An 11,719-nucleotide genomic window follows, 5' to 3' on the forward strand; every position below is an offset into this window, starting at 1 on the left:
ACTTTCTCAATTACTGGGGGTCTATTCTCATTATTATTGAGAATTTTATCAATAATTCAAGGAGTTTTGGTAATTTCAGCTAGGGGGCTTGACAGTGTTCCGAGTTTTGGGTATGCTTATTGTATGAGTGGAAAAGTGTGCGCCCATATATATAGGAATTATGGAAAGAATGTATTTTTTCCTTTGATACGAATGTTCTTTTACATATCTATCGTTACTCCCCTAAAACCAGAGAGAGATTATTTGATATTCTGAAAGAACTTCAGGAAAGAATTTGGATTCCCCATCAAGTTGGTTATGAGTTTCATAAAAATCGCTTAACTGTGATATCTGATCAGGCCAAGGCTTATGAGAAAATCAGTAAAGTCTTAGAAGAAAATTTAAAAATATAAAAAATTGGAACACTGAAAAAAGATTTAGAGGCATATAAGAAACATTCTACAATTGAAGTAAAGGAAATTATAGAAAAGATTGAAGCAGCAATTAAAGAGGTTAATAAATCTCTCAAAAATAATTTACAGGACTTAAAACAAAAGCATCCTGATCTCTTAAAAGAAGATATATTTCAATATAAAATGATTGAGATACTAAATGGCAAGATTGGCAATCCATATTCTGATCTACTATATATTTACAAATTATCTGAAGAAAGATTTAAATATTCAGTTCCACCAGGTTATGAGGATGCAAAAAAGAAACCAGTCCCAGATATGTACGGTGATGCTATACTTTGGTTGCAATTAATTGACTATGCAAAATCTGAGAAAAAACCCATTATTTTCGTGACAGATGATGACAAAGAAGACTGGTGGCTAGAAAGTGGAGGAAAAACAATCAGTCCAAGACCAGAGTTAGTACAAGAAATGCTAACTGAAGCTGGAGTGAAAACACTACAAAATTTGTATAAAAAACAGTTGGCTGCTTTAGTATTAGAGTAGTGTCTCTTTAACTCCTTATAGTGGTGTGAGATTGAGTGAGATACAGGAAAAGCCTTTTTTAGCAGATATTATAGCCCATCCAACTGTACCTCATCCGACTGAATACCGCTCGCTCTATTATCCTTTCCTTCTTCTCTTCCTTCGTGTCCTTCGCGTCTTCGTGGTTCGTTCCTTACCCACCCTCAACACAAACAAGAAAATAAGAAATAACTAAAAAGCAACTTCCCTACTCAGCCAACAAATAAACTTCCATCAACATGAAAAAACTCCCCCAATATCTCAGCTTGTTCTCTCGTCACTCCCACCTCACCATTAATCACCTGAGAAACCAATTCACTCGAACCTAAAACAGATACTAAATCACCTATTTCTAAATCCCGTGCTTCCAATAAATGCAAAATTCTCGAACGAGGGGTAGAAATATTTAGCTGATAATGCTGACTTTCAAAATCTTCAATTAGCCTTACCAATAATTCCAACAAAGCATTTTCTTCTGCTGTCAGACGAGAACGGGAAAGCAAATCTTCCACAACTGCTAAAAGTCGATCATTTTCTTCCTCAGTTTTAATAACTCGCGGTTGAGACTGAGAAAGTAATTTACTGTAAACTTCTGAATCAAAAGTAAGGGTCATTTTTCCAGTAGTCTTTGTCATATTCTGCATGAGTTAAGACATATTTAATATAGATGACCTGGTTCTCATAATTAATACTAGCAATTAAACGGTATTTATTGCCTTTAATATTGAAAACTGTCAAATTACCAACAGACTCAGCCTTGGGATAAACAGACTGTACCTCCACTAAATTACCCCAATTAGCTTTACTAACAGTAAAATACCAGTCATCAAGAGCTTCACAACAGTCTGCGTGTTCTTGACAATATTCTCTGAGCTTTTTTCGGCTGATAACGTGCATTAAACTTTGATTTTAACTTGTACAGCCAATAGTTTGAGTGACTTTCATTTATTCCTCCTTCATAAATTCCAAATACCCTTTACTCAATTCTTCGACAGACAAATCATAAAACTGTTTACCATGTTCTGGGGTTGCTAAATCTGGATTTGAACCCATACGACCATCTGGATAACGTAACCGAAAATCAACAGCACTATAAATTTTATGTCCACCAGCAACTTCTGGAGAAAGAAAAGCTTTTTTAATTGCTTCTGGATAAACATATTGGGTAACAGCTACTTCGCTGGGGGTAGCGTGAGAACCTTCTTGATTACCATATAATTCTTTGGCAAGTTTGTACACTGAACCACCCATAAACCAATTAGCAATTTGACATTGCACTTTTGCGGAATTGGGAATTTGCAAATCTTCTAAATGAGCGTAAGTTTCGGAAAAAGCTGCTTTGAGGGTAGCGATATTTCCACCATGTCCATTAATAAAATAGAATTTGGTAAAACCAGCTTTTACTAAACAGGTTAAATAATCTTTTACTACTAAAATTAAAGTGCTAGGACGTAAACTAATTGTTCCGGGGAAAGCTGTATGATGTAATGCCATGCCGACATTAATTGTTGGCGCTACCATTGCTTGAGTTACTTCACCAACACCTTTAGATATGGATTCTGCACAAATTGCATCAGTCCCAATTAATCCTGTTGGTCCATGTTGTTCTGTTGAACCAATGGGTAAAATAATTCCTTGAGATTGTTGTAAATAAGTTTCAACTTCCGGCCAAGTGCTTAAATGTAAGAGCATTTTTGTTAAAGGAGTCAGGAGTCAGGAGAAAGAAAGAAGAAAGAAGAAAGAAGAAAGAAGGAGGAAGAAAATCAACCAATTACCAATTACCAATTATCCAACAATTTCCCACCAACCGAAAGCGGGACCGATAAAGCGGATGACTATCCAGGCAACTACCATAGATCCAATACCAATCCATGCACCACGAGTGGTGATAGCTACAAACTGTGAGGCTTGGGTTTTTGTGATGGGAACCCAAGGTAAGATTTTTGTAGTGTCTTGCCCGTAGTCTTCTCCGATTGAGTTTTTACGGCGTTTTGCTTCACCCATAATTCGATAATTTAGTTTGTTTTTGAGTTTATTTTAAATTCTAATAGAAATTCGGCAGGGAAATTAATTAACTAGAATCATCTTCATTATTGGTAGAAAACAGACTAGGATCGAGATAGTTCAAACGGGCTAGGGGACTAAGGGAGGAAAGGATTTGTACGCCGTAGCTGCGGTTAACGACACGACTGTCGAGTAATGCTACTATACCTTGATTTTCGCGGACTGGTGCGATCGCTCTTTGTAATTCATTCATGGCTGTGGGCAGTAAGTATAGGCGAAACCAGTCCTGGTGCGATCGCTTATAATGAGCTACTCTACCAGCTACCAAAGGATTTTCCAAAGATGGTAAAGGTAAAGTTGCAATAATTAACAATCTCGGTGATGGTAAAACACTTTGATTTTCTCGCCAAAATTCCCAACCAGTAATCAAAATTCCGTTTTCATCTAAACAAGTTTTTTCCACCTGTACCCGTGAACCAAATTCCGAAGCCAAAATCGCTCCCACTCTGGCTTTTAGGGGTACATCTCCAATTAATATTACTGTCATTCCTGGTGCGGTTGCACTCAAACATACCAAGGTGCGAACTTGATGAATTAATGCTGGTTGAAATTCCGGTGTATTTGGTAAAGGTAACTTATAAGGGACATACAGTTGAATTGCTTCCCCTTGACTATCGGCAGCAAATTTCAAGCAAGTAACATCTTCTAAACCCAAGCGTTGACGGAAAAGAGGTGCTTCCGTTTCCGGTTCTAAAGCGCTACCAATTAATACTACAGGTTGACGTTGCCAAATTGGGGCGAGGATTTTACCCAATTCCAGGGGAGCATAATTTAGAGAAAATAATCCTTGACGACGGGAAATTGTCGCCCAAAATAAGGTGGGGGAAGAAGAATCTTCCACATTGGGGAATTGTTGCCAAAATTTTCGCCAAGTATCTGGAAGATGATTTTTATCTAACGCTAAATATAAATCTTGTAAAATATCAATTTCTGGCTGGGAAATCAGATAACAGTGATAGGGATTTTCGGGATGTTGAAATAATTTATATGTTAATTCTACCCTAACTTCCCGAATTAAATCCGCTTCATTAGGGTAAGCCAGCATTAATTGATCCCAATCATGAGTTTCGATGCTTTGAGTTAGCTCAGAACGCACCCAGTCCTCTAAATCATCAACGCCATCAATAATTGTGGGAATATTCGCCGGAAATGGATTATTATCAGCAAATTGTCCCTTTAACCAAGCTTCAGGAGAAGTCAACAGCAAACCCTGAAAATCAGGACTTGGCCAAAAGTCACCGGTTCTAATGGGTTTATTTGCTGGTAGCCACTGCTGGAGTCGGGGAATTTCTACCTTTAACAACCGTTGCTGGACAGTTTCCGAAGCCACAATAATTACAGAACCGTGCCACATTAAAGCAGAAGCGATAAAACTGGTGCGATATCGTCCTTGATGTCCACAAACTGCCCCTACCTGGATTAAAGCACTACGTCCTAATCGCAAGGCACGTGCCACCAACCTAGCCATTGTCAAATGATGAGGCCAGGAAGGGAAACCTGCTTGCGATCGCAAGAAGTTATGTAATGATAAATGAACTTCAGCCTCAATCACGCGCTTTTAATTCCATAACAAGTTTTTTTCGTTGTCAGTTGTCAGTTGTCAGTTGTCAGTTGTTTTATCTTTACCAATGACCAATGACCATGTACCCATTCTCCTAAATTATGCCAACTTATCCAGGAATTTCCAGCGAAGCCTTCAGACATCCATTAGATAGTCAAGCAGAACAAGCTTTACGCAGTTTACCCGGCTTTGATTTAATCGCCCGTAAATTTGTAGAATTTGTTTATGAACGACCCCAACTTGTTTATTTAATGGGTAACTCCATTCAAGTCGGACCCCGCCAATATTCTACTATTTACCAGATATTCCGGGAATGTGTCCGAGATTTGGACATTAGCGGTGAACCGGGCTTGTTTATTGCTCAAAACGCCCAAGTTAATAGTTATGCTTTAGGACAAGAACATCCTTATATCGTCGTCAACACTGGGTTACTAGATTTACTCAATGAAGCCGAACTACGGACCGTCTTAGCACATGAACTGGGACATATTAAATGTGGTCATACTATTTTAATTCAAATGGCGGTATGGGCGATGAATGCCGCTGAAGCCATTGGTGAATTAACCTTCGGTTTAGGTAATTTTGTCAGTCAAGCCTTGATTTATGCTTTTTTTGAATGGCGACGCAAAGCTGAACTATCCGCAGATAGAGCGGCTTTATTAGTCATGGATGATTTGAACCCAGTCATGTCATCTATGATGAAACTCTCTGGAGGTAGTCATAAATATGCCCATGAATGTAGTTTACAAGAATTTATTCAGCAGTCAGAAAAATATCAAGCACTAGATGATGACGGGCTGAATCAAGTATATAAATTTCTGTTATACAATGGCGCACAAGGCATGATGTTGAGTCATCCTTTCCCCGTAGAACGATTGCATTATTTACGCAGTTGGGCAGTATCAGAAGAATATCAACAAATCAAAAAAGGTAATTATCAACGTTCTGCTGACGGTTCAGTAAATGTTACACCAGAAACACCAGATCAGGAAGCAGAAAAACTTAGAAAAGAAATTGAAAAATTACAAACAGAAATTAACAAAATGAGAAAATCTGATTAGATTCGGAGGGTGTGTTATAGCGGTATGCACTTGAGTGAGATACAATCAGCAAATCGTAAAACCTGTAGGGGCGGGGTTTCCCCACCCTCAATTGTATTGCGTTCAAATGATAACCGCTGTAGCGACAGCGTAACGCACCGTTATCTTAAAGTAAAAAATACCTACCAAACCCTATTTATTTACTCTCCACTATATTCCAAAAATAACCATCAGGAGCAACAAAAGAAAAACTCTTTTCTGCAAACTCATTAATCATAATTTCCGTAATTTGCTGGGCTGAACTTTCTCGCACTCGTTGCCAATAAATCTCTATTTCCTGAACTCTGTAAGTATAAAGGCACATTCCTAAACATCCCGGTTGGGCATCTGTAAAACATGATTTTAAAGTTATATTTTCTGGAAAGCTAATAATATAAAGTCTACCACTTCGCGCTGCCATAAAATCAGTTTGAGAAGAACCAGGATCATCAAAAGCCGTAACTATAAATTTTTCCCCTGGGTTCAGGTGAAAAAATTCTCTTCCTGCTAAAGATGATTCATAACTTGTCTTTACATCATCACGCACACGCAATAAACCTAAAACTTCTTCATAGAATTTGAGAATTTCCTTACTATCATCTTGGACAACTATACCTACATGAGTAAACTGACTAGTTTTTAAAGGTGCATGATCATTAATCTGTCCATAATTAGGAACATCATAACCAAAACGTTGAAATAAAACTTGCCGACTAAATGGTTGAAGTAATAGCATTTCTCGTACCCCCACCAACGGTTCTACAAAAGGACGAATTTTTTGATCTTTGTTATAAATTACTTCCCAGTGAGTTTGAGTGTAAAGAATATTTTCACCAATTGATTTTGCTGCTTCCGCATGATTTAAAATGCCCAGTATATCAGTAGTTAAGGTAGTCCCCCAACGATTACCTTTTCTTTTCATAGAACTGATACCTAAACCCGCAGATGTAGGATTTTGCCAAATCATTAACCGAATTAATCCATGATCTGCATTTTGATGATAAAGTCGAATAGTCTGTAAAGGTGAATTTACCCGATATAGTTGATAAGCTATAGTTGCGGTTAATTCTCCTATTTCTCCAATCCGATAACCAAATTGTTGCCAATATTGAATTGCGGAAATAGCATCTGGGACACCAATACAGACTTCATAGATACTGCTAATTGTTGGATGATTGGTTGAATTCATAATTTAGAGGGAAAATTCTATGGTAAAACGCAATAATTCGGTTAAATCCATGTCCGCAAATGGAGGAAGTTATGAAGCTAAGATAGCAGAAATTGAAACTATTATCACTCGCATTGAGAGTGGTGAATTAGAATTAGCAGATGTATTTACAGAATTTGCAACTGCGGTTGAGTATTTGAAGGAATGTGATAGTTTTTTACAGCAGCGACAGCAGCAGGTAGATTTATTAATTGAAACCTTGCAAGATGAGAACTAGGAAAATGAAGGTCAGGCAGAAGAAACAAACATCATTTGATATATGTTGAAACTTTACGTGGAAGCTGTATGTAATCAGATTTATAGAATAATTGAACGCAGATGAACGCAGATAAATACGGATGAATTAATGGATTTGATAATTCTGTGCAGTCTCACGTAAAATTAATATAATTCGTGAGACTATTTGTTAATTAATAACTACGTCCTACAAATCTTTTTGGGGAATCGGTTCGTGAAACTCGATCATTAATTGCATAGTTTCCACTTCTAAATCACGTAAGTCCTGATTGAGATATACAGCACCTTGAGAACCAAACCAACGGTCAAAAATCGCCACGTATTTGGGGTTATTATTCACAAATCCTTGCATAAATTTGACGAGGGAATAATTTACTGAATTCAGGAATTTAGAGTTATTCTCAGGAACCATGCAAGCAATTCCTTCTCGTGAATAGGGACGAGGGGGGACTATGGCAAAACTATTTGGATTTTTTGCTGTTTGTAACCATCCTTCTAAAAGAATGCTATCGGATGCAAAAGCGTCAATTTTGCCCTGTTCCAAAGCGGCAAATCCTTCTGGTCTAGTCTTAAAATATACAAGCTTTGCTTGAGGTTGTATTCGCTTGATTGCTTGTTCGTTGGTAGTTCCAGCTAACACACCCACACGCTTATTGATGAGGGATTCTGGTGAACCTAAATTGGTTTCCTTTTTAATTAAAATCTGCGTCCCTGTGACACCATAACTAATAGAAAAATCAATTTTTTTATCTCGTTCCCAAGTAAAACTACTGGCATCACAGACAATATCAACTTGTCGGTTAATTATCTTGGGAATCCTTGCTGCTGGGGTAACTGCAACTAATTTAAGTGTAATTTTTTTGCCTAATTCTTTTTCTAATTGCTGTTGGATTAAAGTTAACATATCCACAGAATAACCAGTCAATTTTCCTTGACTGTCGGAGTAGGCAAATGGTAAAGCGTCTTTGCTCGTGCCAGCAGTTAATACTCCTGTCCGTGCTACCTTTTCCATTACTGTTTCTGCCTTAGCAATACCGGGCATTAATCCTGATAATATCAAACCGAAGATCACAGGGGCAATATTTTTATATATCTTCGACTTAGTGAAAGTAGGTAAATGGGAGAGATTTATTTTGGTACTTACAAACATATTAATCTTGGGGAATCCATAGAATCAAAATGATTAAATTATCTCTATTGAAGATCAAGTTAACGGTTCTAGAAATGATTCTTCACATTAGACCCTGCACAGAATTATGAAACCAATTAATTTATCCGTATTTATCTGCGTCCATCTGCGGTCAATTATTATTGAAATCTTATTCCATACAGCTTTATTTTAATTTGGTATTGCACAATTATTGATAGTTATATAGCGGTTCTCGATTGAGTGAGATACAAGAACCCCACCCCCAACCCCCTCCCCGCAAGCGATGAGGGGGCTATGATGTATCTCATGCAAGTGCATACCGCTATATGTCAGGATTTAACTGGAATTGATCGCTTGCAAAGTCATCATCCTTACTCTATGATATTTTAAGGTAATGGTTGATAAATGTGGAAATTAGCTATTTTAGGTAAATTTATGACAGAAATTAAATTTTCTATTGAAAGTGAAAATGCCATTACAGCCACAGAGGAACTTTTGGCAATTGAAGGTATAAATGGTAACTATAGCGTAAATTCAGAAGACGTGAGAAAAGAAGCAGTAATTACCACAGTTGCCACTATAGTTGGTCTTGTTGGTGGAACTCTGGCCATTGCTGAACAAATTCGCAAATGGTATCAGGAGTATAAACAGCAACAGTCGGGTAAAAAGATTGCTAAAGTTCTGATTGTCGGCAGTAACGGTAGACGATTGTTGTTAGAAAATGCCACAATTGAGGAAATTCGCCAAATTTTAGAATCATAACGTGCAGATTCTTCACCTTGACCTGAAAGCCGTTGCCGGTAATTATGTAGAGTTACGTTACTTTACTGATAATTACAACCAATATACAAAACGCACACTCGACCTGAGCGAAATCAGTGATTTAATCAAGTTAGCAGAAAGAGATTATTACGTTTCCTCATTTGCTGAAGATTATGCAGTGACTGGGTTAGGGCTGTATAACTGGTTAGATGGGAGCGATCGCTTTTTACAAAAATTCATCAACCAATATCAGCGTCAAGGAATCATTTTAGCCATTTCAACAGCCGAAAAACTCGCCCATTTACCTTGGGAAGTTCTGCACGATAATCAAACCTTTCTCGTTCAACAGTCAATTATTCCTGTAAGGTGGGTATCATCGGACTCTGTGAACACATTGTCTGTGGAGAAAAACCCAGAAAACCGGGCTTTGCAAGTTTTATTTATGGCTACTTCTCCCCAAGGAGTAGAACCTGTATTAGATTTTGAAGCCGAAGAAGCGCGAATTTTGGAAGCGACGGGAAGACAACCTTTAGCTTTGACAGTAGAAGAAAGCGGTTGTTTATCAGAATTGGGTTATTTAACGGATTATTACGGTAAAGATTATTTTGATATTTTCCATATTACCGGTCATGCCACAATTACCAACGGACAACCGGAATTTATTACCGAAACCGAAACCGGAGAAGCTTATAATGCCAGTGCAGAAGATATCGCTACAGCACTACAATTCCGATTACCCAAATTGATTTTCCTGTCTGGTTGTCGCACTGGACAAGCCGGTGGTGATGGTGATAATTATGGTTCAGTCCCTTCAATGGCGGAAGAATTACTCAAAGCTGGTGCTAAAGCCGTTTTGGGATGGGGACAGAAAGTTTTAGAATCTGATGCAACAGCAGCCGCAGCCACATTATATAAAGAATTAGCAGCAGGAAAGCAAATCACGGAAGCGGTTGCCAGTACCTATCAAACATTAATCAAAAACAAAGCACGGGATTGGCATTTATTGCGATTATATGCGGCGGATAGTTTACCAGGAGAATTGGTGACACCATTGCGGACTCGTGGAAGGAAACCAGCACCACCCCTTTCTGTGAGTACGGAATTTTTAGATCCTGCGGGAAGGGTGAAAGTCGCCACCCGTGAGAGTTTTGTGGGTCGTCGTCGTCAGTTGCAAAGTTGTTTAAGGACGCTGACACCATCAAAGGAAGAAATAGGGGTATTAATTTATGGTATGGGTGGTTTAGGTAAAAGTAGTTTAGCAGCTAGACTATGTGACATACTCCCGAATTTTCAGCGTGTTGTCTTGGTGGGGAGAATTGATGAACCGAGTTTAGTTAGTCGGTTGGTGGATAAGTTGGATGATCACGAACAACGCAAACAGCTACAAAATCCTGATGAGGAATTGAAATTTAGGTTAAAGCGGGTATTTCAGCAATTGTCGGACGCTGGGGAAAAGCTGTTTTTGTTGGTGTTGGATGATTTTGAGGAGAATTTAGAATTGACTTCTCCCCCAACCCCTCTCCTTGCAGGAGAGGGGAGTTTGATTCACCCATTCCCTCGCAGGGAAGGGGGGTTAGGTCGTTTGCAACCAATAGCCGCAGAGGTTTTAACAGCTTTGGTTTCGGCGATTCGGGAAACATACACCAATCATCAGTTAATTCTCACCTGTCGTTATGATTTTGAATTTAGCCATTTGCGGTATTTCTATAAACAGCCTTTGGAGGGAATGCGGGGGGCAGATTTAAGAAAAAAGTGTAGTCGTCTTGTGGCTTTTGGGGCAAAATCTCCGGTAGATGAGGCGTTGAAATCGCAAGCGCGGAGGTTGGCTGATGGTAATCCCCGGTTGCTGGAATGGTTGGATAAGATTTTGCAAGCACCCCACCCCCTAACCCCCTCCCCGCAAGCGAGGAGGGGGAACAAGAGGGGAGATCAGAGTGTTGATGTGGTGGTGATTCTCAATCGTTTAGAAGTTGATGGGGTGGAGTTGCGAGAACAGGTTTTAGCTGAAGCTTTGCTGCAACAAATGGATGAAACGATGGGGGAAATGTTGTCACAGGGTTTGGTATTTGAGTTACCAGTCCCCAGGGAAGCATTAACCGCAGTTTGTGAAAATATTCCCAATTTGGCAGATTATATCAATCGGGCGGTGGCCTTGGGATTGCTGGAAGTTAGTCCTGATGAGTCGTTGCGTGTACCGAGAATTTTGCCATTGACCTTATCCACCAATGTAGAAACCTTGTATCAACAAGCGGCTGAGGTGTTGTATCGTCTGTGGTGGGAAGAAGCAGAAACTTCAATAGAGGAAGAAAAGTTAGAAATTCATCGGTTAGCGTTGTTGGGTAAACAAGGGGAAATTGCCTCAACAGTAGGAATGGCTGTAACAAATAATTGGATTAATACTGGCCGATTTCGTGGCACCTTACATCTGTGCAAATCTACCCTAAACACAGTTGAAGACTATCGCATTTTGCATCAACTAGCACGATCTGAACAAGAACTTGGAGAAATTGAACAAGCACAGCAACATTATCAACAAGCACTTGAACTCTGTCCAGCAACAGATGAAAAAGAAAAATCAGCCATCATTCATAACCTAGCCCTTATCTACGCCAACACAGGAAAAATAGAGGAAGCGATCGCCCTCTACCAGCAGTCTTTACAAATCGAAGAAAGCATTGGGGA

The 11,719-nt window shown here is 38.9% G+C and carries 11 protein-coding genes and 1 pseudogene; 5 read left to right on the forward strand and 7 right to left on the reverse strand.

Features of this window, described 5'->3' with window-relative positions; all coding sequences use genetic code 11:
• Positions 1–173: 173 nt before the first annotated feature.
• Positions 174–938 (forward strand): annotated as a pseudogene (locus tag CA730_RS15465) (PIN-like domain-containing protein).
• Between the two features lie 230 nt (positions 939–1,168).
• Here the strand turns inward: CA730_RS15465 and CA730_RS15470 are convergent.
• The 5 genes from CA730_RS15470 to CA730_RS15490 all read right to left on the reverse strand — a co-directional run bounded on the left by CA730_RS15470 (position 1,169) and on the right by CA730_RS15490 (position 4,572).
• On the reverse strand, positions 1,169–1,570 hold the full coding sequence (locus tag CA730_RS15470) for a helix-turn-helix domain-containing protein (RefSeq protein ID WP_231939853.1): 402 nt from the start codon (positions 1,568–1,570) through the stop codon (positions 1,169–1,171).
• A complete protein-coding gene (locus CA730_RS15475; RefSeq protein ID WP_096668604.1) occupies positions 1,554–1,853 on the reverse strand; it encodes a type II toxin-antitoxin system HigB family toxin in 300 nt (99 codons plus the stop codon). The genes CA730_RS15470 and CA730_RS15475 overlap by 17 nt, the downstream gene beginning before the upstream one ends.
• 48 nt (positions 1,854–1,901) lie before the next feature.
• Positions 1,902–2,648 carry a creatininase family protein gene (locus CA730_RS15480; RefSeq protein WP_096668606.1) on the reverse strand — a complete coding sequence of 249 codons (747 nt, stop codon included), beginning with the start codon at positions 2,646–2,648 and terminating at the stop codon, positions 1,902–1,904.
• 93 nt (positions 2,649–2,741) lie between these two features.
• The gene (locus CA730_RS15485; RefSeq protein ID WP_096668608.1) at positions 2,742–2,960 is read right to left on the reverse strand and encodes a DUF2839 domain-containing protein; all 219 of its coding nucleotides are present in this window, start codon (positions 2,958–2,960) and stop codon (positions 2,742–2,744) included.
• 67 nt (positions 2,961–3,027) lie between these two features.
• Complete coding sequence (locus CA730_RS15490; protein WP_096668610.1) at positions 3,028–4,572, reverse strand: helicase C-terminal domain-containing protein; 1,545 nt, start codon at positions 4,570–4,572, stop codon at positions 3,028–3,030.
• 110 nt (positions 4,573–4,682) lie between these two features.
• On the opposite strand from CA730_RS15490, the gene CA730_RS15495 reads away from it, so the two are divergent.
• Positions 4,683–5,642: a M48 family metallopeptidase gene (locus CA730_RS15495; RefSeq protein WP_096668612.1), complete on the forward strand. Its 960-nt coding sequence runs from the start codon at positions 4,683–4,685 to the stop codon at positions 5,640–5,642.
• A gap of 175 nt (positions 5,643–5,817) precedes the next feature.
• Here CA730_RS15495 and CA730_RS15500 read toward each other — a convergent pair whose 3' ends face one another.
• On the reverse strand, positions 5,818–6,849 hold the full coding sequence (locus tag CA730_RS15500; protein WP_096668614.1) for a VOC family protein: 1,032 nt from the start codon (positions 6,847–6,849) through the stop codon (positions 5,818–5,820).
• Positions 6,850–6,868: 19 nt separating this feature from the next.
• Between CA730_RS15500 and xseB the strand changes: the two genes are divergently transcribed.
• The gene (gene xseB / locus CA730_RS15505) at positions 6,869–7,105 is read left to right on the forward strand and encodes an exodeoxyribonuclease VII small subunit (RefSeq protein ID WP_096668616.1); all 237 of its coding nucleotides are present in this window, start codon (positions 6,869–6,871) and stop codon (positions 7,103–7,105) included.
• Between the two features lie 207 nt (positions 7,106–7,312).
• Here the strand turns inward: xseB and CA730_RS15510 are convergent, their stop codons facing one another.
• Positions 7,313–8,275, reverse strand: coding sequence for an amino acid ABC transporter substrate-binding protein (locus CA730_RS15510; RefSeq protein ID WP_172891198.1), 963 nt, complete (start codon positions 8,273–8,275; stop codon positions 7,313–7,315).
• 435 nt (positions 8,276–8,710) lie between these two features.
• Here CA730_RS15510 and CA730_RS15515 point away from each other — a divergent pair, with 435 nt between their 5' ends.
• Both CA730_RS15515 and CA730_RS15520 read left to right on the forward strand, forming a co-directional pair.
• Positions 8,711–9,037 carry a hypothetical protein gene (locus CA730_RS15515; protein ID WP_096671572.1) on the forward strand — a complete coding sequence of 109 codons (327 nt, stop codon included), beginning with the start codon at positions 8,711–8,713 and terminating at the stop codon, positions 9,035–9,037.
• 1 nt (position 9,038) lies between these two features.
• Positions 9,039–11,719: CHAT domain-containing protein (locus tag CA730_RS15520; protein ID WP_096668620.1), on the forward strand; the 2,681-nt coding region annotated here is incomplete at its 3' end.

Origin of the sequence: Dolichospermum compactum NIES-806, assembly GCF_002368115.1 — a bacterium.
Classification (GTDB): Bacteria; Cyanobacteriota; Cyanobacteriia; order Cyanobacteriales; family Nostocaceae; genus Dolichospermum; species Dolichospermum compactum.